Source organism: Mesorhizobium sp. M1163 (assembly GCF_040318415.1).
GTDB lineage: Bacteria > Pseudomonadota > Alphaproteobacteria > Rhizobiales > Rhizobiaceae > Mesorhizobium.
In genome coordinates this window covers 48,346-75,040 of the sequence record NZ_JAMYMF010000037.1, presented here as the reverse complement: position 1 = coordinate 75,040, position 26,695 = coordinate 48,346, and the positions used below count along the sequence as shown (strand labels likewise).

Sequence of the window (26,695 nt, the reverse complement as noted above, 5' to 3'; positions counted from 1 at the left end):
ATTAGAGAAATCGATTGCTTGGATAGACACACATTTACGAAATGGATGCACTCACGTTCACTTCCTTCTGCTGAGCAGTTGCGGGGGCATCGTAAACTTAAAGAGCGCGAGGCGGTCGTAGCCCGCTTGCCCCACGGCGGTTCAAGCCCGCGCGATTTTTGCCCAGAGGTTCATTGCCTCTGAACGCAGTTCGCGATGATGGCTGGAGGAGATTTCGTGGCGGGGGATGTGGAACAGGTTGGCAATCGGATCATGAATTGAGACGAAGCGCTGCAAATGGCGTTGTGACTTGAAGCGTTTCATGATCCGTTCCCGTCGCCGGACTGGCTGATGGGAATTCTCCGCCCGATTGTTCAAGCCTTGATGCGAACGGTGATCGACGCCCGGCATGATCTCTCGCTTTGCAGCGTCGTAAGACCGAAGCTTGTCGGTGATCATCACGCGCGGCGCGCGGCCTTGGCCCTTCAACAGCTTGCGCATCAGACGCTTGGCCGCCTTGGCATTGCGACGACTTTGCACCAGAACCTCCGGGACGAAACCGTCCTGATCGACGGCGCGCCAGAGCCAGTGCTTCTTGCCGCGGATCGAAACGACGGCCTCGTCGAGATGCCACTTGTCACCCAGCCGACCCGCTGAGCGGCGGCGGATCTCGCTGGCAAAGGTCCGCCCGAATTTCTCTGCCCAAAGCCGGACTGTCTGATGCGAGACAATAATCCCTCGTGCCGCCAGCAAGTCCTCGACCATTCGCAAACTGAGAGGAAAACGGAAATAGAGCCAGATAGCATGGGCGATGATCTCGGCGGGGAAGCGATGGCGGCGGTAGAGTGGGTCACGCTCTGTCATAGCCCGTCATCGCACATCGGTATCCACGCTTCGTTAAGTTGACGATGCCCCCACGCGTGTCCATGGTGATCATCGACGCCGAACGGGTCGCGTCCGGCCGCGCGACGAGCCGACAATACCGCGTGGCTGAAACGCGAAACGGTCCGTCCGCATCAAACCCGCCGCTTCCCAGCGGCGGTCGCGCCATCGCCGACACCAGCCGCAAATCGAAATCCCCATAACCATCGCCTGTGGCCCGCGGGTTCCTTCCTCGGGGACTTTCGTACGCCTGCCGGCGCCCGAAACTCTTATATGGGGATGGTCAACCACAAACGGCGTCACGTCGACATTGTCATGTACCTCCGGGCAATCCGCAGATCCATTCGATGGGTCCGTTTGCGTGACGCGGTTCGCGAACGAACCCAGTCCACCTTATATTCGGTCAGGGCGCATGCACCTGTTCCATGATCCCGCTTGCGGCGGATTCGGACCCAAGAGACGAAACCATTCTTCAGCGGCGGCTGTTGAGGCCATGAGTTTCGTCGGTTCGTCTACCGAGGATCTGCCAGGCCCGATCGGCCTGGAGATTGTTATGATCGATTGGCGTCTACGCTGATGGTTTCGTCAGGAGAGCTCCTTCTATAACGACTCCGGCGTTCACGTATTTCCACAGCGCAACAAGCAGTTTCCGAGCGAGGGCGATGATCGCCGTCTTCTTGTACCGGCCACCATTCTGGATGACTCGCGCCCTGAACCACTGGCTGAGTGCGGAATTGGGTTGATGGCGCACCCAGAGCCACGCAACCTGGACAAGCGTCGACCGGAGCCTAGGATTGCCGGACTTCGAGACTCCCTGCTCGCAATTAATCTGCCCACTTTGCCAGGGCGTTGGCACCAAACCAGCGTAGGCGGCAACCTGTCGTCGATTGTCAAACTTGCGCGACAATCCCTCAGACCACAGGACGGCCGCGAACTCCGGACCTATTCCCTTGAGGCTGAGCAGCAGGGCCGGTGTTGGCTCATCTGCCGCGACGAGCAAGGCGTCGCGTGCCTCTTCAACATCCTTGATCTGCTGGATCAGCAACTCGATGCGATCAAGCTCGCGGCTGATCTGCGCCATGAGCGCTGGCGGCAGTGGACGCCCATCTCCGGTAATGAGCGCGTCGAGGCATTTGCGTCGATCGCCTTTCAACGGTTCGTATCCGGACACACCTTGGCTGAACAAAAGGCCCTTTATCCTGTTGACATGCCTGATCCGCTCGTTCGTCAGCGCCTTCCGCTCCCGCACCAACCGGCGACGGTCTTCCTCCTCCGGCGTTGGCACTCGCAACATCGCGCAAACCCGAGGCTCGCCGCGGTTGTAGGCCAACAACGCTCGAACCAGTGCTTCCCCATCAATCCTGTCGGTCTTGGCCCGCCGGCGGCGACGCGATGTGGCAATGGATGCCGGGTCCACGACATAACTCTCGATGCCTTCGCGTTCGAGGACCCGATGGATCCAGAATCCATCCAGACCAGCTTCCTGGATTGATATGACCCGGAAACGCTGCCCTGTCCGCACTTCCGCCTTTCGTTGCAGCTCTGCGAAGTGATCGAGCAAACCCGGAATGTCGCCCCCCGGCACGAGGTGTCTGGACATTCTCTCGCCCCCACCTGGCGAAAGCGAAGTCACGAGCCATTTTGAACGAGACAGTTCTAACGAGACAAATATTGCGGCAAGATCGACGCGGATAGCGGCCGGGGCTTTGGTGGTGTTGGCTTGCATGCTGACCTCCAGGTGATGTTTGGCGACTTCACTCTGGCAGAGCGCTGGTCGCCTTCCATCCCCATAGGATCTTCACGAAAGTGGAACGACTGCTTTCGAGCGATCGGGCCGATGAGCGGACGTCGCTCGCTTGACCGCTTCCGGCACGTCACGGACCTCAATCAACCGCCAAGTTCTAGGCGCCGCCGTGCTGGTACGCTGAAATCGATGTAGCCGGCATCGTCGATCGGCGCAATCAGATAGTCTTTTTCGCGGTGGACTTCCTCCGTAGTACGTTGGTCCGTCTGTCGGTCCTTCCGCTTGGGGCCGATATCCGACCGCTTTACGTACTTGTAGGGATCGTTCCTAAACCACTTCATCAATACTCGCCCAGAAAGGTCTTGATGTCGCGGTCTGTCATGGCCGCTCTGCACCCTGCGGTGTGCCTCCGTCTCTGACTCGCATTGACAGTCTTATAGCACTCGGTCCGCCCCGTTCTCGGCACTGTGAACTCATAATGTTCCGTTTTCGTTCTTCGGCCATACCCTCCTATCAGGTAATTCCACAAGGCGCCAGTCCAACATCTTGCCAGAGATGTCCGCCAAGTGGTTCGAGATGTCCACGGCTGATTGGTATCGATCCGCCGGGTCCGTTTCGATGCACTTCCTGATTACGGTGCGAAGGCGCGACGGGACGTGCGGGGGGAAGGCCCTCCGATCCGGGAAGCGGCCGTTCCTGACGTCGTTGCGGAAAGTGTATCGCTCGAAGGCCGCGCCGGTGCCGTAGGCCGCATACTGCGTGTTGAATGCCTCGTCGCCGTTGCACATTCGGTAAAGTGTCAGGCCGAACTGGTAGATGTCGAACGTGGTCGAAGCGGTCGCCGCCGCGCGTCGCCTCGGGCGAGATCATTTTGTTGTAGAGCCGATCCTGGAGGGCAACACCGGCGAAGTTCATCTGTTTCGCCAAGCCGAAATCAGACAGGAGGCCCTCGCCGCGCTCCGAAAGAAGTACGTTGTCCGGCTTCACGTCGAAATGAATGAGCCCTTTCGAGTGGATGTTGTGAAGCCCGCTGAGGACGTTGCAGCCCAGCGTGACGATCTCCCGGACCGTCAACCTCTGTGCGGCCATGAGCCCGTTGACAGAGCCACGGCGGTAGTACGGCATCCCGAGATAGATCGCGTTCGCATCCTCGCAGGCGTAGTGAATCTGGACGACGTTCGGATGCGCGCTGGCATAGAGGGCCTTTGATTCCTCGAAGAAGCTGGGAGCGGAGGCGAGGCTCGTCTTCTGGACCTCCTTGATCACGATCTCGGCGTCGAGTTGATGGTCGCGCGCCACGTACGTGCGGGAATTTCGGCCGTCTTGGCCGATTTCCCGCAGGAGGTCGAACGTAACCTGCGCACGGTTGTACGGCCTTAGCATCTACCGCTCCCAAAGCGGTTAGGACAGCCTCGCGCTTCTCCTTGGACATGCTGTCCCAGTTCTCGACTGGGTAGTTCTCGTCGCCTTCGACGTACGGCTTGAACTCAGTCTTAGCGATCCCGATTCGGGCCGAGATCGAGGCGATCTGGCCGACGTAATAGCCGGCTAGATCGCTGCTCGCGAACGCCTCCTGGATGACGCCTTCCAATTGGACGCGGTCGACGTTGGGGTCAGCATTCGGCTCCGTGATCCGGACCCCGGCACGCTCGACGCGGTACTTCCGCGGGACGTCGAGGAGGTTGCTTCGGGCGTACTTCAGACCGTCCGGCCTCGAGAAGGCGGCGGGAATCTTAATTTCCTCGACGTTGAGCACCGTCTCCGTGTCACTGTCATAGACGGCAAACGTGACAATCCTTGGGGCGGCCCTAATGCCGATCGTGATCATGGTCCCTCCCGCTAGCCGACCTTCACCCGCAACGTTCCGAACGACGGGATCGCGGTCCTTGCGTGCCGAACGTCTTCCTGGTCGGACTTAGCGCCTTATCTGACATAGCCGACGCGTTGTGAATAGTTCTTGAATATCTTCGATAGCGCGTGACAGCCTCCAAGACGGCAAATATTCTGCAATGTAAGCCCAAGTTCGATATAACTACCACAATGCGCAGGAAGTTACCGAATCCGTGGAGAGCGTGACCAAGCGATTGGTTTGGCAGACACGATTAATAATGATCTCCTGGCCGCCAAGGCCCCGTACAGCAAGCTTAGCGTCCACGAGTACAGTCCACCGTCCGCTTCGACGATCGGGCTCTTCTTCTGCATCGTCTTAGCAGCGGTGATATTGGGCGGGTTGTGGGCTGGCGAGAGGGCTGTGGGTTTGGTGTCGACGCGGACCCTCTATACCGGGATCGGTCTACTGCTACTCACTATCCCAACCTACTTTTTCCTGTTCCCAGCCATGGTCTTTAACTTCGGGCATGGCGCCAAAAGTTTCGGAGCGCGGAAGGCGATAGCTGGGACGATCTTCGTTGCTGGCGTCATCGCGTTCGTCGTGGCTATTGGTGCAAACTTCGCCACTGACGCTCTGAAGAACTAGACTCGATGCGGTCGTGTGTCGGTCGGAAGAGCAGGGGCCGCGTCTGACCAAACACTACCTCCAGCGTGGTCGCTTAGGATGGCGGCTTTCAAGAGGCGGCAAAGTTGCTCGCCACGGCCGACATGCGGCGCCTTGCAAGCGGCCGGAAGCGGTCCTTGCAATTTCGGCGCCATCGCGGAAAGGCTGTCGATAGTTGAGCGCGCCTACACGACACTTAAGCTCGAGTTCATCGAGGAGGTCTTGGATGTAGCCGAAGCCGTCCCATCAAACCTCGGCAGAGCCGTCTGGCGCAGCGCTCGAGGGCGTTCTAACAGGCTGCGGCGACTGGTGCTGATCCCGCAGATGAACTGCGGTCTGGTCGATGCTCGGATAGACGGTTGTGGCGTTGATGTTGATCCGGTTGAGCTGAGCGAGGATGTGCGCCTTGTTACGGATCGTGACCCTGCTGATCTCGATCCCATCTTGGCCTGCATCGGGCAGCGCCGCCTCGTGCCCGAACAGCAGGAAGGCGCCAGACTGCGATTTGATGCGCGTGTTGGTGCGCTTCGCCTTCACGCAGATGATCGATCCAAGATCGTCAGGGACGATCCGCCCTTCGAAAAAGCCCTTCTCCGACTTGATGTGGTGAAGCAGCTTCCCGGCGACGTCCGTTTTATTGAACGCGTCCTGGTCGAGACTTAGATCGATTTCGTTCTTCTGCGTGTAGGTCAGGTTGGAGAGGTTGGAAAGACAACTGACGGTGTCGGAGTCGTAGTACTTCACGCCGTCCGCCGAGATCTGAAAGACGATGACCTCGCCGTCGATCCCGAGTTGATCCGGCCTGCAGGAGCAGGCGAAGAACAGTGCCACCAGCGGATTGCCCGAGATATCGAGCAACCGGGTCGGCAGTCCATAGTGCTGCATCCGCACGAGACGGTCGAAGCAATATTGATCACCTTGGAATTCGTCATGATGGGCGATCAGCAGTTCCTTGCAAAGTCGATCCTCGCTCGGCATGAACTGCCAGTCGCCATTGTCCCATTTGCGCAGCAGGGACGGCGTCAATTCATAATGGGCGTCGCCGTGGCCTCGGAAGAAAGTCTCGGTCGCCTCCTTCGCCGGCGAGCCGTAGAGCAATTGAAGGAAGGACTCTACGCTGTCGGCGACGCCGAGGATTTTCTTGTCGCGTGGCGGTGGCTGGATCCCTGCTCCATCCGCGGCGAGCGCCCCTTGCTCCCCGATAAGATGGGCAAGATTGGGTTTGAGATCGGCCAATCTGGCCAGCACCTCTTGGGCATCGCCTTCACGGACTGCCCAATGCGTGCGGTAGAGCTGGAACCGGTCCGCGCCGAACACCGACCCGGCCATCTCAATGTCGTCGAAACCCACCTCGCCGAAATCGACCAATGTCTCGAAAGTGGTGGAGACCTCTCTTCGCCCTGGCGTGGTGTCGGAGATCCGACCGTACTTGATGAGCATGGAGACGGCGTCTCCGGCCGACTTGATCTCACTGCACAGAAAAGTCGGCAACTTTTCGAGAAAGGCGATCGCAGTGGAATCGAGGCTTTCAAGCCGCTTCTCGGTGTCAGGCGGCGTGTATTCGAACATGCGCCCTCGCCCGATGGTGACGACATCGACGTTCCCCTCGACATATTCCCAGTTGCCAAAAGAGATGTAATTGAAGTTCTCCGTCATGAGTCCCATTCCGTTCGCCAAGCGCATTCTCTAAAGACGCCGGGCGGCGAGAGCAATTTAGTACTCGAGCGCATAACGGACACCTCTGCGATGCGGAGACGAACGAATGCTAGATTCCGTCAGCGGAATGCTCCCGCTGACTAGGATCGAACCAGCGCTCACGATTTGCGCTTCGCAACATAGTTGCGAAAGGCCTCTTTGAATTTCGCTTCGAGATCTACTGCCTGGGCCGAAGTCGGTGACGACAGGTCGAACTCCCAACCGGCTTTATGGTAGGCAATCATCCTTGCTGCGGAATCGGAGGTCGTGTTGGTCACCAGCAACCGATCTTGCTTACCGAGTTCTTCGGCGAGTCCGAGATATCCTCGCGCCAAACCCAACTTCAGGGTGCTCGCGTAAAATTTACATTCGGCTGCGTTCAGGACCTTGCTAGCACGAGGATGCACCTTTTCTTTGCGACAGACGCGCGCTTCGTGTTGATCGATCACGGCGAGATCGCATTCGTGGAGGACACCCGAGCGCCCCGACACTTTCACGCCGATATGCGCCTCAAGCGGCGGGCAGCCTGGTAAGCCTATAACGGCGTGGGTGTATTTCTTCTTCGGGCTGAAGATGTCGCCCGGCGAGGTTCGGAAAATCAAGTTGGTGGTGGCATTTCCATCGTTCGCCTCGAAAGCGATGGTGGCCCCAGCGGCGCGGGCCGCCCTCACGACGATCGCGAGCGTATAGCCTTCGAACACGTCGTTGGCGTCCGACGCCGCGGAGTAATTCATGCCATGTGCCGGACCGAGAATCGCGGAGATCTGTCCGACGAGAGTCGATGCGGTCATCATGCGGCGGTAACTCCAGCTTGCTGGCGCAGTTCCCGGAAGCGGCGGCGGGCTGCCTCCTGCTGTTTGCCTGAATCGCTGCGCAAGCTGTGGCCATCATCGCCTTCTCGTTCAGAAACGAACGTCACGCTCTTTACTTCCAAGATCTTCAGCGCATCGGTTGCGAACTGCGGGAGAGCCAATATGCGATCGATGGCATCGAGAAGAAGATTTAGGCGCTCAATGTTGGAAAAGAGCTGAGTCGTAACGAACTCCTGCATTTGCCGTCTGCCGCGCCGCTGACCCGCGACTTGGTCATCGATGAACTCGCTGGCATCAGCTTTAGTGATGACCGTCTTCCCGAGATAGATGCTCTCCTCAACTTGCTCTACTACCCAATTCAACCCGACCTTTCGGAGCACATCCGATATTTCATCATAAGCGCTCTTCGCCTCTTGTTCATCCATCGTTTTTCCCCCGGAGCTGTTGTTGTGTCACGCCATGATAGCAGCTGCGGTGCCTACCTCTGCTCAATGCGGTAGAGAGATCAAGTACACGGAGGCATTTATACCGGTCCGAATGTCCACTCTCCTACAATTCAATGTCGATTGTCAGCGAGCGGTCAGCATCCGGGATTCGCGGCGGGGTCCAATCCCAATCAACAATGCCTGGTCCTGCAGAAAATTGTCGTTCGGTGTGACCCGCGTGGATGACGGCTTTGTCCCGGCGCAGTCGCTAGGGTCGCTCGCCGCCGAGACCTCGGAGGAATGACCGGTTTCGGGAGAAGCGTGTCGTCGTCCGAAAGGCGGAGATGGGGCGCAAAGCGGCCATCCAAGGTTCGGCCTACGGAAGTCGTCTTTGGGTAGCAGGTGCATCAACTCATGCTACGCGACAGCAGGCAACTATCCGAGCTCGTGGATCGTTACGCCCGGCACGACAGCCTTGGCGATCTCGCATAGGTGCTGGTGATGCGTAAGGTAGATCACCTGACCCGCACTTGCCATCTCGCCAAACAGTCTGAAAACCTCCTCGGACCGGAAATGGTCGAAAGTCTCCATTATGTCATCGGCAATGAATGGCACTGAGGGTCGAAACTGGGCAAATTCGTAATACCCGGCAAGCCTCAGGGCCAGGTAGAGCTGAAAACGCGCGCCCTTTGACAACGCGTCGGCGACCTTGGACTGCCCGTCGCGCTGCAATGCGATGAGGACTTCGCCGCCCTTCACCGGTTGGGTTGCCAGGCCCGAGTACTGACCGCGCGTGATGAGCGCGAAAGCGTCAGATGCCCGCGCCATCATCCCGGAGCGATGACGCTCGCGGTATACGCGCAGAGCGTTTCCAGCCGACATAACTCCCAGTTTCAGCTCGATATAATGGACGGCCTTTTCTTCGATTTCCAGAAGGACGGTGCGACGTTCGGCATCTATTCGGGCAACAGCACTATCGCCGCCAATGGCGTCCAGTTTGTCCGCCGCTCGCGTCTGCCGGATAAGCTGTTGTTGTATCGCTTCATCAAGATCCCGAAGCCGCTGCTCGCCTTCAGCCTTTTCGATTGCAAGGCTATCGAAATCGAGAGCATTCAATATTGAACACGCCTGTTCGATCCCCTCCACAGCGAGCTCGGTCGACAACTGCTCCTCAAGGTCGGCTACAGCAGCGCGCAGACGATCTCTGTCCCGCAGCAGCTCGTCGCGTTCCACGACTTCGGATAGGGTGGTTACGCCAAAGACGCCCAAGACCTCGTTCTTGCGGCGTTCATGCGCCGCGATCTCGACATCGAGTGTGCCACGAGCATCTTGAAGGCGCTGCAGGTCATTGACGAGGTTTGCCTTCGCCTCGCGAGTGCGATCGGCGCGCTCCAGGCGCTCAGCAAGCCGGATCGCCAACTGTTCCGGTTCGTCGTCGTTCGGCGGTTCACCCGCTTCGGCTGCAGCTGCGGTAATCTCGACAATGAAATTATCTCTGTCTGCCTCCATCTTCCCGATGCGGAGCTGCATGGCATCCCGATCCTGAAGGGTTTTGGACAGTTCAGCCAATTGATCGAGTACGCTCCCCACTCCGGGCGCCGAAAGCCCGCTCTCGAGCCAGGTACCCTTAAGCGCCTCCGCAACGCCGGCCAGCCATTCTTCCTCACGCCTTTCTGCCACGTCCACGGCCCGTCGTCTGGCAGCCAGATCCTCCTCCTTCGCGCTGACTGTTCGGAGCGCCTCGGCACGTTCAGCGTCCACTTTGAGCTGCCTGTCGAGGAACAGCTCTGTGACGGCCATGATCGTCTCCAAACTCTCTTCGGAGTCAGACTGTATTCCGACGCTCTCCAGCGCCCCGCTCAACTCCAGGCGTATCTGGTCTCCCTCGTCGGCCGCCCGACCAGCCTTCTTACGTGCGACCTCGATCCCCTCCCACGCCGCGAGCGCATCGGTCCGGGCAGAAGTACGATCCTCGATCAGTTCGATCAGTCGTTCAGGCGAAGATTCCAGGCTATCTCCGAGCAGATCTCTTGCCGATACGCGGATTTCCGACAGTGCTGCTTCCACGTCCAAATCGACCTGGGAAAGTTGGGCGCTCGCACGCGAGATGAAGGCCGCGGTTTCGGCAAGGCTGCGGGTCGTGGTTCGGATCTCGGCGAGCTCCCGCACGTTGGCCAGACGAACTGCTCCAACACTGTCGTCACGAGCCAACGCTACCGCGAAATCGTCCGCTGTTTCGCCCTTAAGGTCATCTCGATGCCTTGTCCAAGCCTCGTCCCGGGCACGCCGGATGGCTGCGGCGGCTTCATCGTCCGTTATGTCAACCGAGCCACGAAGGGCGTCCAGCCGCGCCGAGAGCAACTCGTGATTGCCCTGGTATTCGGCAAGACGTTCTGAAAGGACTGCCCTGCTCGTCCCAAGCTCTGCTGAGCGAGTTTTCCATGCACCAATCTGCCGGGCCGTCGGAACTGAGATCTTGGCCAGCGCCTGAGCATCTCCGGACCAGGGATGCATGCGATGGACCGCTGTTTCCCATCGAATTCCGCTCTCGTCCTCTGCCTCCCGTGCCATCTTGATCTCCTTTAGGTGCCCACTCCCCCTCGCTTTCGACAAAGCCGAGGTAAGCCTTGCCCTGGCAGGCTCGGGCACGGCCCTTTCTTCACCGACCCGTTCGCGTGCCGTCTGAAGCGCATCAAGGGCTGCCGCGGCTTCGTCTCGGGCGACGCGCACGCTGGTAGCAATTCCGGATCGCTGCTCGACCATATTGCGAACAGCACCAGCAATGGCAGCAGGCAAAATCAGGGCGGCAGGCTCTGGCTCGGAGGACCTTCCCAGTGCGGCAAGGCAAGTTGCCATGGCGTTATCGAGTATTTGCAGCTCCGTCCTGCGACTGGGCAGGTCCAAGCCTGCCGAGATATAGCGCACCTTGCGATCCGCCAGTCCGCGAACCCGCTCGGAGATTGCAAGGATCACCTCGTCCACCTCGACCGACGCGATTTTCATCGTCACTCGCTCGACTTCGTCGACGTTTGCTGACAGCCGAGTTCTCAGGCTGGCGTCCTCATCGATCATTTCGGCGACACTACCTGTCCAGGTCCGTGGCGGTGAAGCGATGTCAGGCAACTCAGCCAGCCGGGCTACCTTACGTCGGATATCCGCGAGGATCGGGACTGCGCGGAGATACTTGGCAATGGTATCGAGCCTAGCCGACAGCACCGACCGTTCGGTGATGCTGCGATCGTATTTTTCCGCCGCATCAAGACGTTCGGCCTCGAGGGTCTCGAACGTCGAAGCCAGTGTGTCGATAGCATCCTTCCGGGACTTCAGTTCCGCAAGTCGCTTCTTGAGAAGCGCGAGTTCGGTTCCGTGTGCCTGCTTCCGATAAAGCCCGTCCGCTTCTGCCTCGAGCGCGCTTAATGTGTCACTCGCGTGTCCAAGACCGGCGCTGGCCGTGAACAGGAGCTTGCCCAGGTCTCCACGCGACTCCAGTATCGATTTTCCGCCGGCTTCCAGTGTCTCGTCGTCCAACGAGAACATGGTGCCGTATGCGTCCCGGGACAGACCTGCGAGATGTGCCGCAATCGCCAGTTCGCTCACCGGCTGGCCCATTGCGTTCAACAACGAGTTGTTGCGCTGTTTCGTGCGTGAGAACGTATGCTCCTCTCCCCCGAATTCGAGCACGCCGCCGATGCGCATCGCGCTATATTCATGCAGGAAATTGTAGCGGCTGCGTTCTTCAATCCCGAACAGCAAGTCCAGATAGCCGGAAAGCGCGGTTGACTTGCCGGCCTCGTTCAGCCCGAATACAATATGCAAGTCGGGCCCGGAATCCGGTTTTGGTCCGAACTCGATCGTCCTGTCGGTGAACTTTCCATAACGAATGAGATCAAGGCGCCGGAGCCTCATTGCGATCCACCTGCCTTGAGGCGGGCCGTGACCAGGTCAGCGCCGCTGGCAAGAACCCTGTCGAGGAATAATTCCAGCGCGGCCTCGTCTTTTCCGGCGAAGTCGCGCCCGTCGGGCGGAAGGTCCGCGATGGTTTTCAGGACGAATTCCCTCGCTTCAGCACGGAAGGCTTCTGAACTTGCATCGGCGCGCATGGATTCAGCGAGTTCGAAAATCGGATCCGCGACGCCTTCGAGTGCTTCCGTCCTGGGCGGAGAGAGGCCCAGCTCGAGCTTTTCCACCCATGTGTCGCCGGCCTGTTCCGCTACCTGCTCGGCTTCGGCCAGGAGCAGGTCCCTGTCGCGGATCAGTGCCCAAGACAAAGGCGAGTCACCGGTCAGACCGAGACGGACAACAACGTGACGGGATCTGACGGAAGCCCGGATATCTTCGAGCGCGGATCGGATTCGCCCGACGACTTCTGGCCACTCGACAGTCCCTGTCAGGTCGACGTTCACCCGCTCGAATTGCGCGATACTGGTCAGCCTTTCCTCGACCTCGACGGAACGGTCGTCACGTATCGTTACCAAAGTGACTGACTTTTCGCCGGCCTCGTTTATGTCCCTGCCTTGCGGCATTCCTGGCATCACCACCGTGCTCGCTCCAGGATGAACCTTGCGGACGTGGATGTGCCCGAGCGCCCAGTAGTCAAAACCATGGCCGTGCAAGTCAGCGACGCTGCAAGGGGCGTAGACGTCGTGACCGGGCGATCCGGCAAGACTCGTGTGCATGACACCCACATTGACCGCCCCTTCACGGGCGGCTGTATACTTGGGCAGCAGACTTTCAGGTGCCTTGGGGCTTGCGAAGCTCAATCCATGGAACATGACGTCAAGACCGCCGGCCGTTTGAAGTACGGACTGGGGACGGCCGCTGAAGATCGTTACCGTGTCGGGAAAGACGAGCTGTTTCGATATCCGCGACAGGGCGTCGTGATTTCCGCGGATCTTGAAAACCCTGACGCCGGCCTGGTGGAGGCGTGTCATCTGCGATGCCAGGAACCGTGCTGTTTTCATCGAAGTCTGATCGCCATCATAAAGATCGCCGGCAATGACGAGCGCATCGACGCGCTCCGCAAGGCACAGATCCACAATGGAGACAAACGCCTGGCGACTGGCGTCTCCGACGAGTTCGGCAAGATCGGGGCTTCGCATCGCGAGCGAACGCAGCGGCGAGTCGAGATGAATATCGGCCGTATGTATAAATCGAAATGCCATTCGGCGGTCTCCGGCCACTGAACATAGGGTGTTCGACTGCGGCTCGACAAAAAATTATACGACACGCGGTGTTGGCTGTCCTGAGCTCAGGCTGCCATTCATCTAGCACTCATGCCGGCGTAGTTTCGCTAGGCTCCTATCACGTCGCAGGATGCAGTTGTCAAAGCTCTGGCGGGACTTGCTATGTGCCTTTGCACCATCGATCTAGTTCCGCTTCGCCGGCAGTTCTCACAGGGCTAAACCCTGACGCAGGCCTGACGATGCACGGCTAGAAATTATACTTTAGGCGCCTCTTAACGAACGCCGGCTGAGACCCTTCCAATACATCGACAATACGCCGGTTAATATTAGGATTTTCAATTGCGCCACTCTCGTAGGAAAACTTGTAATTCTTGGTCTTGTCGAGTTTCACATAGACGATTTGCTCGGCATCCGCACCAACAGCTAGGTTCGGGTTGTGCGTCACGAGAACGACCTGACGACGTTTCTTGGCCGTTCGAATGCAATTGGAAAGCACCGAGAAGATGCTTTGATTGTCGAGATTGTCCTCGGGCTGATCGATGATAAGCGGGATGTCGTTCTTGTCGAGCTGCAAATAGAAGACAAGCAGAAGGAGTCCTTTCTCACCCGGCGACAGCTCCTCAAGATCCTTGCCGCTAAGACGCAACTTGTACGATGGTTCAATGTATTCGAGACTGAATAGGAAGTCGTAAAACTCCTTCTGGTCGCGCACCTGGTCGGTGAACTTCAAGTCCTCCGTCTGCATCGCGTCGAGAATTCGGTCGAGGCCCGCTGAAATCGCGGCGAAATCATTCCAGCTGACATCGCGGAGGAAGTCGGACAAGGTTTGGCCCGGCTCCTTGATTTGGCCATTGAACGGGCCTCGTTTGTTTTTGCTGACCTTGGACAGAAAGCTATCCTGAAAGTCCTTACTGAGAACGAACGACGCGTCGATCTCGACGCTGAAGCCCTCGATCGCAACCTCGGATAGCTTGGTGTCGACACTCTTCTTAAGGTCGGCATAGAATTTCAGGATCTTGTTCTTGCTCGCATAGATCGCTTCGACAAGCTTACGCCTCGCCTCCCGAGCCGCGACGATTTTCGCCGGCAAATCATTGTCCAGAGCGGTGATCTGGCTCTCGATATATCGAATGGTGTTCGGTTGCGGGTCGGTTTCATTGCCCGTGATCAGGATATTTCGGCTCTTCCAGGCGTCGAGGCGCTCCAGATACTGCTGATATGCGCGCCGCGGCGCGCTAAGCTTGTCCCGCGCGAGATTGACGGCATCGACCAAATGGTCGATGGCCTTCCGGATGTCCGGCAGGCTCTCAAGGGTCGAGAAGTCAAACCCGTGCTCAAACGTTAATTCATTGTTAGCTTCGAGCTTGCCGATCTGGTTGGTCAGGTCGGCAGCAAGGCTAAGCAAGGCCGCATTCTGGATGCGCAGCGAAACGATTTGATCGGCATCAAGCCCGAATTTACCAAGATCCGATCGGATCTGCTCGACCGCATCTGCGACCCGCTTGGTAAGACTTTCAAGTGACTCATTAACACCTTCGAGAACTTGCTTTTTTCTCTTTAGCTCAGCCAGATACTCGATGGCGGGTTGCTCCCGAGAGCGCAGAGCTGTAAGCTGGGCGCTGTATTGTTCGACGGTCGCTGAAAGGACTTTCTGTTCTGGGGTTTCAATATCATCCGGTGCGTCCATCACCTCCGGCTTGGCTAAAGCGTTCAATTCATTATACTTGGCATTAAGCTGCGCTTTCAGAGTCCGGCGAAACTGCGGATCAGCTTGTTCCTCCAAGGCGACCAGATTCACGTTCTGGGCACGAAGGCGCGTCTTTAGCGCACTGGTCTCGTCCTTGCTGCGCAAAGTTTTCAGATCCTGCAACTCCTTGAAGGAGGCTTGACCCATCTGTTCGGTCTCGTCCACGTGGGAGAAAACAACGTCTTCGATCTGCCGCCGGAATTTCTCGATCTGGATTTCGTTGGTGAGTTTTTCAAAATAGTTCTGCGGCAGGTAGCGGACCAACTCCGGCTTTGTACTTTCGACATGGTCACTCAGCCGCTTCGCGGTGAGGCTTCCACTCTGCCATTCAAGCTCGGCCTCGAAGTTCTCTGCGTAGCGTCTCTGCCGAAATTTCTTGTTTTCGGGGGAGTCTGACAGGAATGCGAAGTATTCCTCAAGGCGGCTTTCGCCGAGCAGACCGATGATGTCGACCAATGCGCTCTTGCCACTTCCCTTGTTTCCGATGATTGCCGTCAGTTCGGGATTGAGTGGAAGGTCTACGTTTTTAAACCACTGCCCCTGGGCGCCATCATAGCCTCTCACCTGCCCTATCTTGAGTCCTCTGAGAATCTTCGTCGGATGTTGGATCTTTCGCGTCTCGACGGGAGGTTCTTCTCCGATGAACACCCGAGCTTCGGGCTCGTAACAGATCTGTTGCAGGCCGCGAAACGTCGTGTCGGCTTTGATCCACGTGTATGGGTAGGAGGGGATGTTTCCCTGCAGCCGCTCTAAATCTTCAAATGAATGCGCGTCGCTGCCCCAGATCACGGGCTTGGGCTCCGACTGGCCGTCGTCATAGCGATCTTTTCGCAAGAAATGGTCGCGGCTCGCGCCATAACCTAGAAAGGCGTGGCATATCCGGTCAATGTTGTCCGCTACCCTCACTTTCCGAGGTGAAGACATGTCGGTGGACTTCATGCCATCGTTCTTAGCGGGAAACGCGAGGAGATAGGGCTGGCTATCACCGAATGCTTCGTTGAGCTTCTTGTTAAGATCCTCGAACGCCACCGAGGCGGACTCATAGTCCGCAGGCTTTGAAAGTTCAGCGCAGGATATGGAGGCGCCGGAACGATCCACACCTTTCGTTGTCAGCAGCTGCAGAAATTTCTCGATCTTTCTGCGGGGACAGAACTGCTCGTCGCTGTCGAAAATCACGTGAAGATGCGGGCTGTCACTCGCTGCGTTAATTGCGTCGGAGAGGCGAAATTCGATGTTAATGAAAAATGCCTTAGGGGAATCAGGATGCCTCTTGTGGAAAGCGTCAATTATCTCGAACGACCTGTCACAGCTGAAATAGTCAGTAATTCCGAAAACTTCGATGGGAGACGCTTCGAGTGCATCAATGTACTTTTCATCGATCTCTGGAGACGAATTCCCATATCCATTGGACATCTTGGTCCCCGGTGGGTGGAGATGTAAATCCCAACGGCGCCACACTGCCCCATTCTTGGAACCTGGTTTCATTCGTCCCCCGATCTCGCCCATTTGTTAGTGCCGTCTGCAACGATTATCAACTTGTCAATTGTTGTTGCCATTGAATGTATATCGCGCTCGGCCTCTGCTGGAGGCGAGAAGGTGGATCATTTGCTCGTCCGGTTTCCCCACAATGCTTCCAAGCCCTCGCGCACTTGGTTGCCGACCCTCTCGATAACGGCGCATTCGTAAAAGTCCACGTCGATATGAATCATGTGGTCGCCCACGAGCCGCGAGGTGATCGTGACTTTGGTTTTCCCTTTGAGCGGAAAGAATTTGTCAGGTTTCACTCGGAATCTCTTGCACTGGTATTCGACCAGTGACTTCACCTTCTCGTAGTCGATCTCGTAGTCGATCTCGGGGCGAGCTGACGCCCTGGCGTGTTCCAGCTTTTCGAGCACTGCGGGAGCCGATCCGAAGCGTTCCGTGAATTTTCGTTCCAAAAGAATTGGATTGAGTCCGTGTTCCGCCGCGATTTGGTAGCAGCCGCCAGCTCGCCACCACCTTCGACTTCGCCCCGCAAATCAGCGAGAGCATCTTCCACTGCATTGGTCATGCGGATTACCCTTGATTACGACAGCAGCTCGAACACGATCTCGTTGATCTCGCGGCCTTCGTCTGTGGAATCCAGGAGTTCCCGGATATGTCGTCGCGTGGCCGCGAAATGGAGATCACGGTCGATTGCAAAGCCTGCCACAATGCTTTCGGCCGCACTGCCCAACCTCGATAGCGTCCGATGAATTTCATTATTGGCATCGTATAGCGGGATAGGCACTTCCCAGACGTGCTTGTGGATATCGCGCTCGTCCTTGCCATACGACATGAACGGCCTGGCAAGCTCCGTGGTTACAGGCGCGTTCAACACCGCGCAAAGGTAATCTGCTTCCTGGACGGAATGAACCGCAGCCCAATAGAGCCCGTTGGCGACAATGGCTCTGCGGTTATCGATTTTAGCTGCGGCGACATGCATACCAGCACGGTTGTAGACCACCCGAAGCGGGGGGATCGGAAGCTGCTTGGAAAGGGTCGTTTGATAGTCGAGCCGATCGGCAAGTGTCATCCGATCGCTTGAGCGATTGCTGTCCCACAACTCGACGGCTCGAGACCACCATTGATGCAGGCCGGGGTGCATTTCGATCTGGCTTTGGTCGAGAAGTTCTCGCGCACTGCATGGGATCACCGAAAGAAGCGGATTGCCAACCCGGTAAGGAAACACGTTGTCGCCCGTAAAATACGGCCGCACGAATTCCGACTCAATCACGCCCTCTATCGCGGGCGAGTCCTTCCACGGCTTCTTTTCTTGAACGCTTCGCGACGATTTCACCGCAACGGTGCCCTGAACCCGTCCAAGTGGTGACACCTCTTGTTTCTCGACAACAAAAGCAACTCGCGGCGTGAAGGTCGCCCCTTGCGTAAACGCCGGAGCATATGGCGATTTCGTAATCTGCCCGACCCGGCGGACTTTGCCGTCAGCCCGCACGAGAGAAAGGCGGGCTTCTTCCCAGTGGCTGTTGGGTGTCCGCAAGCGGCCAGACCAGATTTCCGCTTCTTCAGGCATCGGTCGGCTGACTTCCGACCTCGTTCCGAATACCACACTCGCCGCCCTCGGGAAAAAGTGGGGTCGTATGCGCCGGAGATCCCATGAAGGGCCGAATGAAAGCGCAAGTCCTCCAGCTCCGTCGCCATAATGCCCGCGCCGGAAACCATCATAATGATCCCGGTCGATTGCCGCATTTGGCAGCACGAGACCGAATTTGCCGTCTTTGCGAAGATAGAGTTCGCTAGCCCTTACGACAAAGAGACCCGCCAAATCCTGATGGGTCGCGATTTCTGCGCCAGCCCAAAGACCACGGGCCTCGCTCATCTTACGAAAAGTCGCCTGCATGTTTGCTGGCATATGTCGGTAAGCAAGCCATGGCGGATTCCCGATAAGCACGTCCACGCGGTTGCCTGGACGCGACATCCAGAGCGGCCTCGCCAGGTTCCGCACATAGTAGCCCCAGATATGGTCTCGTCCTTCGTCGTGAAGGCGGCACATCGTTTTGAAGGTACCATTGATAACCGCGCGGTGCTGCTCCGGAATAGCCAACCGGTTGAACACAGGGTTCAGCGAAGGGATGGGATCACCCGCTTTCCTGCCTGCCGCCTTGTTGGCCATTTCGTTCACAAGAAGGTCAAACCTGGCCGCGTCTTCGAGCAGAGCATCGGGAAAGCGGAGTTCGGAATCGAACAACTCGCGCTCGTCGTCTGCACGGATGACAAGATTTCCTGCCGACCAAAGATCGACACCCTGTTCCTGAAACTGCAGGGAGTCACCAAGGTAGACAGGAATCTGGATTACGCCGCGATCCTCGTCGGTGAGCCTTTCGCGCCCGATCGCCAGAAGATAGGTGACGCGGGCAAGCGTGACGGCGACAGGATGCAAATCCATGCCAACCACGTGCTTGGTAATCCCATCGATCATTTCCCGAATGCCGATGCCAGCAGATTCCGCGGCCGCGACATATTTTCGGATCGCGTGAAACAGGAATGTTCCCGATCCGCAGGCGGCATCTAGCACTCGTGATTCCAATGGATCAGTGACCGTCTCGGCAACGATCACATGAGCCAGCCAGTCGGGGGTGTAGTATTCCCCCAGCCGCTTTCGGGTTTCAGCGCCAATGACGCTTTCGTAGAGCACCTTGAGAACGTCCTGCTCAACAGCGCTCCAGTCGAACCGCGCCAGTCTCTTGGCAAGCGTCCTGACGAATGTGTCGCCTTCCTCAACCTCTACAACCCAATCGAAGAAATCTGGTTCGACAACGCCGTAGATGCCGCTCTCATCGAATTTATCGCCAGCAAGGAGGGCAGCAGGCGAAATGGATTCGAGATGAAGCCCGAGAACGGCGTGCGCGATGATCTCCGCCGAATTTACCAGCAGCGTGTGCTCAATAAAGAGGTCATCGGTATCTTCGAACTGGGTCCCGAGTGCCGATGTCAAAAGGCGGGCCCAAAGCGTCCGCTTCATGATTACGCTCGGGTTCGTCTTGTTCCGTTCGTAGAGTGAGGACAGCGTTGCCCGATCGAGCGCATAGGAACTGCTGCCGGCACCAAGGCGCATTTCAATGTTCTGTGCGGTCGGCGCGATGTCGTGGGCAGTCGCCAAGACACCCTCAAGCCAGACGACGAGCCTCTCGACCTCGCCAGCGACGAGCGTTATCGCGGATACCAGATGGAGGCGGTCATCAACGAGGTTGTAGCAAATCCACTCGGTGCCGTCGGTCAGCACGCCGACATATCGAAGCCCCGTCTGTGTCATGCGGCGGGCAACATAGTCCGCCAGCTGTTCTTCCGCTTCGCGCTTCGCTTTCTCACGACGAAGATCTCGCTTCACCTCGATGACGGTGGAGCCGACCTCGACGTCAATCCGCTTGCCGTCACCCACCTGGGCTTCAAGATTTACGATGCGGACATCGTCATCCTCTAGTTCGAACGGTGCAGACAGAATAAACTGTCGCACGTCCGCCTGGATTTCCGATTCCGTCCGCTTGTCGTTCCGCCGCGCTATCCGCGAAAATAATTCGAGCAATACAGTATCCGCCCCGTCAAACCGATCACACCATTCACCGTTCGCACCTCTTGTGCAACCGGAAGGCTTTTTCGTTCACTGCTGCAGCGAGCTTATGCACTCGCCATAGAACGTCTGGGTGTCCTGACCGGGAGCGCTGACGCTTACGTTCGCAGGGAGCCTTAGGGAAAATGTGAATTCTTGAGCGCCGTAGGCTGCTGTCATCAAATTCGATCCTACACTCATAGGAACGGGCTTAGTCTGGCCAACTTGAAGCGAGTTGTCGTCGGCACCCATGCCACCGCGGAATGTCAGGATCATGGGAGGCATCTTCTCGAACTGGCAACTGACGACGGTGGGTTCGGCGGCTGTCGCCATGGTTGGCAGCAGTAAGAGCCAGGCGGACGCGAGGAAACGACGCGCCATTAGAATTTGAACTCTGGTCTTGATGCCGACGCGTTCGCTTCCATTTCGACGCAGCCCTTCAGGATTGAGTAGGAACTTCCACTGACATTGGCGACTTCGTCACAATAGCTGCGAGTCTGTGATGGAACGCCAGACCACACAGGCCTGAGATCGTCGTAAGCCTCTTGTTCCATTTTCATGCATCCGTTGTAGATCATCGCTGATCCGCCGCTCACATCGGAAACGTCCTTGCCGTACCCCGCCGGGTCATACCTTGGGATCTCCTGCGCGTGCGCGTACAACGTCGACACGATGAGAAACGACGCTATTAACACTGTTCTGATTGTCATCATGCCCCTCCACGACCGCGGCGACACTCGGACAAAGAGGAAGGGAATTCAAGCACCATTCATGGCGCTCAGCGGGTACATGCCTGATCTTCCAGGCCGACAATCGGCCCTTTTACCTCTAGAATGCCTTGGTTTTGCAGAAATTGGCGTTGAAGTAGCTTACAGCAGCAATAATCCGGGACGGTTCCCGCAGGATCGAACCGTGCATACTGTCGCTGTTGCACTTGATGTATCCACCCTCCCGAGCACCGCATCCGAAGCCGGGATCCTGCCGATACTCGTAAGGTACGCCGTCCTTCTGTGGCCAATAGACCGTGCTCGAGCTGAGAGGCGGATAGACAGTCTCTTGGGTTTGCCGATTGATCATGTCGATCTGCGTCTGGAGGGTTAGTGGTTCTTCCGACAATCGCTCGAGGTTGCGTGCCCTAAACATTTCAGTGACGGGTTCACTCCCGGTGTCGGAGATCCCGCTAAAGAGAAAGGCGGCAGTCTCTGCGGATTGTGCGAAAGCGGAACCGGCATCAAAACCAGATACATCGCTACTGTCCGAAGCATTCGCCATCCCCAAGCCCGACCCTTCGTCGACACAATCACATCTATCTGAGCCCCGGCAACAGAATTATGAAGCCGTACAGCTTTCCCGTTGCTTCACTCGAGAAGCCCCTTTTTCACCACGATTTGGTACGTGTCGGCCGTCAGCTTGCCAATCGGACAGCCGCTTTCCCGGTCATCCAAGGCGGCATGTCATCGTTTGCCATGCGGCTGACGGGCGATCCGTTCAGGTGAAGGCAACCGGTACGGACGCGGACCGGTCTTTCGGCATATGGACACGAGTACTGATCACCTGCTGCTTTTCGACATCGATTTCGACAGCCTCAAGGGTGAGGTCATCTTCAAGGGCCCCGAGAAGGTGGCCTTGGCAAAGATACCCGTGAGCTGGATCGGGCAGCGTCCGGTTGCCAAAGGCATCATCCGGGCGGCTGACAAATCTGTAGACGATCGAGATCGGCTAGGGCGCATAGATCGCTAGCTGAGAACCCCGGCAACGTATCCGCTCATGCCACGCCTCTTGATTTCGGCCCGGTCGCAATGATCACAGCAAGCTCGAAATCCCATTGTGGGCGAGCGGCTCCCGAATACCCAGTCGAGAATTCTGACTGACAGACTCGGACGTTCCCTGGATTTCGGGCCTTGGAAGTAGGTCGAGATCGCCTCTCTCATACAGCTCTGCGACCTCATCATCTCGTTCACCTGGTCGATCTGGCGGAAGCGTTGTTCAAGCCTGTGTTCGCGATCGACAATCAAGACATCAGTCGATGCGACTGTTTTCTCGGCCATGAATCGAAGACGCGAGACGTCGCGGTTTACACTTGAGCCATTGTGGAACATGACAGCCACAGAGGGCCTTCCGTCCCGGCCCGCGCGGCCGAATTCTTGCAGTTGATCCTCGACAGAGGCCGACTGCTGCCAGTGGATCACCAGGCGGACGTTCGGGACATCGAGACCCATCCCAAACGCGTTCGTGCAAATGATCTGGTCGACTGACGGTCTGCTCTGCCCGAGGAATCTTTTCACGAGTTCCTGACGATCCCAAGAGGTTCCCAGCTTCGAATGGTACAACGGGACATCAAGCCCGCCATCGCGTAGTGCCTGCTGCAAGTGCTCGCCGACTGCTACCGACGGCACGAAGATCATCGCCTTCTGGCCGCGGAGCTGAGGCAATCTGAGCAGAGTAGCGATTTCCGTTGCCCTGTGTTCGGTCGCACACCTCCAACGGGCGAGCGCGATGTTGGGGCGGTCTACGTCCCGGACGAAAACTACGGCATCGTCAACACCAAGCGAAGCCAGGATGCGTTCCTGCATCTCCCTCCCTGCCGTCGCAGTAAATGCGAGCACGGGTGGCGATCCCAATTTCTCCCTGACCTCACGTAGGCGGCCGTATTCAGTTCGGAAATCGCGACCCCATTGGTCGACGCAATGGGCTTCGTCGACGACCAGGAATGTTGGCTTCGTTTGCTTGAGGCGCTGTCGCTCTTCCTCGCTGCGGACGAAAAACCGCTCGGGTGCGAGATACAGCAATTTGATCGCGGATTGGCCGAGCAACGAAAACCGCGTTTGCTTCTCTTCTGCATTCAGATCGCTATTGATGAAGGTGGCCGGAATCTTTTTGGCGAGTAGGTCCGATACCTGCTCCGCCATCAGGGTCTTCAGCGGACTGACAACCATGGTGAGACCGCAACGGAGAACCGCAGGAAGTTGGAAGCACAGCGTCTTGCCGGATCCGGTTGGGCTGACGACGAGAACGGATTTGCCTGACAGGGCAGCCAGAACGATCGGCAGTTGCCCTTGGCGGAACCGATCCAACCCGAAGAGACGGAGAGCCGGGCCGAAATTCGCGACCGCTTCCGAATACTGACCGTCAGTATCCAGCCATCTGGCCAGCCTGACCGCCCATCTTTCGATAACCCTGCGTGCTAGTCCGCCTGCAAGATTTGGATGATGAGATGCGTGGCACCCATCGCAGAGGGTGATGAGGTTCGAGAGTTCGTCACTTCCGCCCATTGACCGCGGCAGGAGATGGTGAACATCAGCCTCGGCGGATTTCACGGGTGTCGAGCAGGCCACGCAGCGGTAGTTGTCGCGTTTGAGAACCAGGAGGCGAGTGACCTGCCATGTGCCTGCGTTAGACGATTGGTCCATCATCCGGTCATGCCCATCCCCCGTGAAGGTACAGACCTGTAGCAGACGTGGGTTTACCAAAGACTGACCATTGATCAGCGCCACCGCTTTGGTAGAGAATAGGCTGGGCAACGGGGGTTCTTGAATTTTATGATGCGTTGGGCAGCCGTCTGCGCGATGATGGGGCTGGCAATCTTTTCAAGTTCAGCGATAGCCGCCGAAGTCGAACTTCTCGATCTCCCGGGCGACCTCGAAATTATCAGCATCAAGGGCGAGATCACCGATGGCGCCACCGATCGGTTCCACGAGCTGGTAGAGAAAAAGGAGCGGATATCCGTCGTTCTTCAAAGTCCGGGTGGCCTGATCAAGGAAGCCCTGCAGATCGGCGCAGAAATCCCGCTCCGAAATTCTCGACAACGGTTTTCGCCGACGGCGAATGCTACTCCGCCTGCGGCCTGATCTGAGTATCCGGTGCCAGGCGTTACATGTCGCCAGATTCAAAGATTGGCTTCCAGGCAGCTTTCCGCAGCCGTCGCCGCCCGCACGATGGCAGCGAACCATTCTTTCTCGTGTGTGAACGCCTGTAAGCGCTCATCCGACCCCCTCGATTCCGGCCCTGCTCAGCCTGGCCTGACCATGCGAAGAATCCTCTGATTTGGACGGAGGTGACTGCATGGATAGAGACGGCAAAATGGGCGTCCAATTGGACGCCTCAAGCGACGGCTATGCCGGTCGGCTGGAGGTGATCGAGGGCCCGACGGGCCGGCGGCGACGCACGGACGCCGAGAACGCGCTGCATTCCCGGTCATCAGACAACGGCCCAGGCCTGGAACCGCTTTCGGCCGGTGATTTCGCGCAGATTGAGCGCACCTACAAGATCCTGCGCACCCTGCCGGCTGACCTCCAGTTCCTTCTGGACCATGGCCGTCCACACCAGCGGCCGCGCCAGGACCAAGTCTATCAGCCGCGGCAGTTGCGAGTTCGTCCGCCGCGACCGCAAGCGCCGCTCCAGCTGGCACCGCGCCAGCACCAGCCGGTCATGTTCTTTCAGCCCGGCCGATGCCGCCGCGTGGATGGTCTCGAGGACAGCGAGCAGCCGCACACTTTTCTCACGGGCGCGCCGCCGGTCCCTTTGGATAGCGCGCAAGCCGACAGAGAGACTGGCGAGATGGTTGGCGGTCGTGCCGGTCTGACGCAGCAGCGCCGCGGCCAAAAGCGGCCCGAGCCATGGCGCGTGCTGCAAGACCTCGATCTCGGTCCAGGCGTCGATAAGCAACGCGACGCGCAGCACGGCGGGCAGGTCGATTGTTGCCTGCAGCACTGCCTGCCATTCAACCAGCCGTGCATCCTCATCCCAGTCGAGGTCGTAGACCAGCGCCGGCCGGTCGTTCGCGATCGGCCTTTTTGGACCGGCCTCGATGCCGGCGAGCACCTTTGTCGATCGGGCGAGCAAGGCGTCGATTTCGGCGAACTCGTGCGCCAACGCGTCCTGCTCGGCCGACGACCCCCCCTCATCGACGCCCTCTTCAGAAGGCCAGGCACCCTCGCCGTCGCGGCCTTTTTGCGCCGGCTCCGCAGCTGCGCCGCCGCGGCCAGTCAGCGCCAAAAGCCCGTCGCGGCCGAGCGCCCAGTTCGGCTTGTTCGCAAAAATGTGGCGGCGGGCGCGCAGCACCGCATGTGCCCGGGTGAGCTCATGGGTCGGGGTGCGGATGTCCATATGGGCGTCGTGCAGGACGAGATCCTCAAGGTGCACGAGCTCGCCCTCGATCCACAGCGCGGCGGCGGCATCTGCAAAGTTCTGGCGTTCGACAAAGCCGTCGCGGACGGGCGAGCGGGCCAGCCGCTCGTCGAGGCGGGTCAGTGCCGCGGTTGTGGCTTTTACTTGCGGATTTCAATCCTGCGAATGTCATATCCGCGTTGGCTTTGGGTGGTATTGCGCGACTGATTTCTCGCTAAGAATTTCAATCATGGGGTGCCGCCTTGCAGAAGCTGGTGCAAAAGGGGCCTTCGGCCGCGTCCCGAACTGCGACCGACGACCACTGGTCGCAGGCGCGGCGGATAGCGAGCGAACTCGACAAGGTCCTCGATGGTTCCGCGCCGCGCCGATCGGCGATTGCTCGCGTAGCGGCTGAGCTGCAGTTGTCGACCCGTCAGATCTACAATCTCCTGGCGCGCTATCGTGACGACCGAACAGTAACGGTGCTCTTGCCGAAAACGGGCAACACACGCCGGAAGCGGTTGCCGTCGAAGATCGAGGAAATCATTGCTGCGACATTGCGCGAGCAGTGGCTTGTTCTGGAAGCGCCGCCGCTTGCCCCTGTCGTCGCCGAAATCCGCGCGCGTTGCGAGGAGGCCGGCCTTCGACCGCCGTCCTACATTGCCGCCGCGCGCCGCATCCCGGCTTTGTTCACGCCGGAAGAGATTGCCAAGGGGCGGTCAGCCAACCCGAAGCACCTTCGTCGCCTCAAGCCGCGGCCGGGCTATATCCATGCCCCGCGCCCGCTCGACGTCTGTCAGATCGATCACACGCCGACCGACATCAACTTCGTCGAGGTGGTCGACGGTGCCGGCATTTTCGTCGGCCGCGCCTACCTGACCATCCTCACCGACGTGTTCTCGCGCTGCATTCTGGGTTTCTGCCTGTCCCTGGAAAAGCCGTCTTCCCTCTCCGTCGCACTCTGTCTTGCGCACGCAATGTGCCCGAAGGAGCAGTGGATGGCCGCACGCGGCCTTGACCATGACTGGCCAATGCTCGGCCGACCACGCCGACTCGTCACGGACTCGGCCAAGGAGTTCAAGGGGCGGGCGTTTCAGCGCGGCTGCGAGGAATACGGCATCGGCATCCGATATCGTGACCGCGGCCGCGTCCATCAGGGTGGTGTGGTCGAGCGTCTGCTGGGCAAGCTCAATGCCGTGCTTGCTACGCACCCGGGATCGACCGGACGATCGGTGGCCGACCGTGACGAATATCCGTCTGAGAAACGTGCTTGCCTGAGCTTTGCCGATCTCGAGCGTTGCGTCGCGCTTGCTGTCGTCGATCACAATCTCCAGGAGAACGCCAAGACGCTAAAAGTGCCGCTTACCGAGTGGCAGGCACACGCGGTGGATATGTCGTTTTCCATTTAATTCTGCGAATCCGATCTCAACGATTTCAGCATGTTGCCGGCGCACTTAATTTGAGAATGAGCAGCTAATTTGATAATGCACATTGGCTTTTGTCACTTTATGTGAGAATGACGCTCGCGATGTTTTTTCTCGC

21 protein-coding genes and 1 pseudogene are annotated in these 26,695 nt (G+C 58.2%); 6 read left to right on the top strand and 16 right to left on the bottom strand.

Going from position 1 to position 26,695, the window contains the following annotated elements; translation table 11 throughout:
- Positions 1-141: 141 nt before the first annotated feature.
- A complete protein-coding gene (locus NKH43_RS28700) occupies positions 142-843 on the bottom strand; it encodes an IS6 family transposase (RefSeq protein ID WP_352620089.1) in 702 nt (233 codons plus the stop codon).
- Positions 844-905: 62 nt separating this feature from the next.
- Here NKH43_RS28700 and NKH43_RS28695 point away from each other — a divergent pair, with 62 nt between their 5' ends.
- Positions 906-1,064: a hypothetical protein gene (locus NKH43_RS28695; RefSeq protein ID WP_352807381.1), complete on the top strand. Its 159-nt coding sequence runs from the start codon at positions 906-908 to the stop codon at positions 1,062-1,064.
- 365 nt (positions 1,065-1,429) lie between these two features.
- Here NKH43_RS28695 and NKH43_RS28690 read toward each other — a convergent pair whose 3' ends face one another.
- The 3 genes from NKH43_RS28690 to NKH43_RS28680 all read right to left on the bottom strand — a co-directional run bounded on the left by NKH43_RS28690 (position 1,430) and on the right by NKH43_RS28680 (position 3,988).
- The gene (locus NKH43_RS28690; protein ID WP_352620090.1) at positions 1,430-2,587 is read right to left on the bottom strand and encodes an IS110 family RNA-guided transposase; all 1,158 of its coding nucleotides are present in this window, start codon (positions 2,585-2,587) and stop codon (positions 1,430-1,432) included.
- A gap of 161 nt (positions 2,588-2,748) precedes the next feature.
- The gene (locus NKH43_RS28685; RefSeq protein WP_352620091.1) at positions 2,749-2,946 is read right to left on the bottom strand and encodes a hypothetical protein; all 198 of its coding nucleotides are present in this window, start codon (positions 2,944-2,946) and stop codon (positions 2,749-2,751) included.
- A 172-nt stretch (positions 2,947-3,118) separates the two neighbouring features.
- A complete protein-coding gene (locus tag NKH43_RS28680; protein ID WP_352803384.1) occupies positions 3,119-3,988 on the bottom strand; it encodes a protein kinase domain-containing protein in 870 nt (289 codons plus the stop codon).
- A 706-nt stretch (positions 3,989-4,694) separates the two neighbouring features.
- Here NKH43_RS28680 and NKH43_RS28675 point away from each other — a divergent pair.
- The gene (locus NKH43_RS28675) at positions 4,695-5,081 is read left to right on the top strand and encodes a hypothetical protein (protein WP_352803381.1); all 387 of its coding nucleotides are present in this window, start codon (positions 4,695-4,697) and stop codon (positions 5,079-5,081) included.
- 264 nt (positions 5,082-5,345) lie between these two features.
- Here NKH43_RS28675 and NKH43_RS28670 read toward each other — a convergent pair whose 3' ends face one another.
- The 10 genes from NKH43_RS28670 to NKH43_RS28625 form a co-directional block, all read right to left on the bottom strand.
- On the bottom strand, positions 5,346-6,755 hold the full coding sequence (locus NKH43_RS28670) for an FRG domain-containing protein (RefSeq protein WP_352620094.1): 1,410 nt from the start codon (positions 6,753-6,755) through the stop codon (positions 5,346-5,348).
- 158 nt (positions 6,756-6,913) lie between these two features.
- Positions 6,914-7,588 (bottom strand): hypothetical protein, encoded by a 675-nt coding sequence (locus NKH43_RS28665; protein ID WP_352620095.1) that lies wholly within the window; start codon positions 7,586-7,588, stop codon positions 6,914-6,916.
- Entirely contained in the window at positions 7,585-8,031 is a 447-nt protein-coding gene (locus tag NKH43_RS28660; RefSeq protein WP_023722846.1) for a hypothetical protein, read from the bottom strand. Before NKH43_RS28660 ends, NKH43_RS28665 begins: the two co-directional genes overlap by 4 nt.
- A 435-nt stretch (positions 8,032-8,466) precedes the next feature.
- Complete coding sequence (locus tag NKH43_RS28655; RefSeq protein ID WP_352620096.1) at positions 8,467-11,937, bottom strand: ATP-binding protein; 3,471 nt, start codon at positions 11,935-11,937, stop codon at positions 8,467-8,469.
- Positions 11,934-13,193 (bottom strand): metallophosphoesterase family protein, encoded by a 1,260-nt coding sequence (locus NKH43_RS28650; RefSeq protein ID WP_352803377.1) that lies wholly within the window; start codon positions 13,191-13,193, stop codon positions 11,934-11,936. Before NKH43_RS28650 ends, NKH43_RS28655 begins: the two co-directional genes overlap by 4 nt.
- Before the next feature lie 268 nt (positions 13,194-13,461).
- Entirely contained in the window at positions 13,462-16,446 is a 2,985-nt protein-coding gene (locus NKH43_RS28645; protein WP_352860965.1) for a TrlF family AAA-like ATPase, read from the bottom strand.
- 116 nt (positions 16,447-16,562) lie between these two features.
- Positions 16,563-16,856, bottom strand: coding sequence for a hypothetical protein (locus NKH43_RS28640; protein WP_023722841.1), 294 nt, complete (start codon positions 16,854-16,856; stop codon positions 16,563-16,565).
- A 170-nt stretch (positions 16,857-17,026) separates the two neighbouring features.
- Positions 17,027-20,023 carry an N-6 DNA methylase gene (locus NKH43_RS28635; protein WP_352620098.1) on the bottom strand — a complete coding sequence of 999 codons (2,997 nt, stop codon included), beginning with the start codon at positions 20,021-20,023 and terminating at the stop codon, positions 17,027-17,029.
- A 404-nt stretch (positions 20,024-20,427) separates the two neighbouring features.
- Positions 20,428-20,757 carry a hypothetical protein gene (locus tag NKH43_RS28630; RefSeq protein ID WP_051409787.1) on the bottom strand — a complete coding sequence of 110 codons (330 nt, stop codon included), beginning with the start codon at positions 20,755-20,757 and terminating at the stop codon, positions 20,428-20,430.
- A 118-nt stretch (positions 20,758-20,875) separates the two neighbouring features.
- The gene (locus NKH43_RS28625; RefSeq protein WP_352620099.1) at positions 20,876-21,319 is read right to left on the bottom strand and encodes a hypothetical protein; all 444 of its coding nucleotides are present in this window, start codon (positions 21,317-21,319) and stop codon (positions 20,876-20,878) included.
- A 261-nt stretch (positions 21,320-21,580) separates the two neighbouring features.
- Here NKH43_RS28625 and NKH43_RS28620 point away from each other — a divergent pair, with 261 nt between their 5' ends.
- On the top strand, positions 21,581-21,787 hold the full coding sequence (locus NKH43_RS28620; RefSeq protein ID WP_023722835.1) for a hypothetical protein: 207 nt from the start codon (positions 21,581-21,583) through the stop codon (positions 21,785-21,787).
- Here NKH43_RS28620 and NKH43_RS28615 read toward each other — a convergent pair.
- Positions 21,784-23,568 carry a RecQ family ATP-dependent DNA helicase gene (locus tag NKH43_RS28615; protein ID WP_352620100.1) on the bottom strand — a complete coding sequence of 595 codons (1,785 nt, stop codon included), beginning with the start codon at positions 23,566-23,568 and terminating at the stop codon, positions 21,784-21,786. The genes NKH43_RS28620 and NKH43_RS28615 overlap by 4 nt on opposite strands.
- A 45-nt stretch (positions 23,569-23,613) precedes the next feature.
- On the opposite strand from NKH43_RS28615, the gene NKH43_RS28610 reads away from it, so the two are divergent.
- A complete protein-coding gene (locus NKH43_RS28610; RefSeq protein ID WP_156948341.1) occupies positions 23,614-23,895 on the top strand; it encodes a hypothetical protein in 282 nt (93 codons plus the stop codon).
- Between the two features lie 349 nt (positions 23,896-24,244).
- Here the strand turns inward: NKH43_RS28610 and NKH43_RS28605 are convergent, their stop codons facing one another.
- Positions 24,245-25,276 (bottom strand): RHE_PE00001 family protein, encoded by a 1,032-nt coding sequence (locus NKH43_RS28605; RefSeq protein ID WP_352620124.1) that lies wholly within the window; start codon positions 25,274-25,276, stop codon positions 24,245-24,247.
- Between NKH43_RS28605 and NKH43_RS28600 the strand changes: the two genes are divergently transcribed.
- Positions 25,184-25,381: a hypothetical protein gene (locus tag NKH43_RS28600; protein ID WP_031195293.1), complete on the top strand. Its 198-nt coding sequence runs from the start codon at positions 25,184-25,186 to the stop codon at positions 25,379-25,381. The two genes, NKH43_RS28605 and NKH43_RS28600, sit on opposite strands and share 93 nt — an antisense overlap.
- Before the next feature lie 44 nt (positions 25,382-25,425).
- Positions 25,426-26,547 (top strand): annotated as a pseudogene (locus NKH43_RS28595) (TnsB C-terminal domain-containing protein); the annotation flags it as partial.
- Positions 26,548-26,695: the final 148 nt, after the last annotated feature.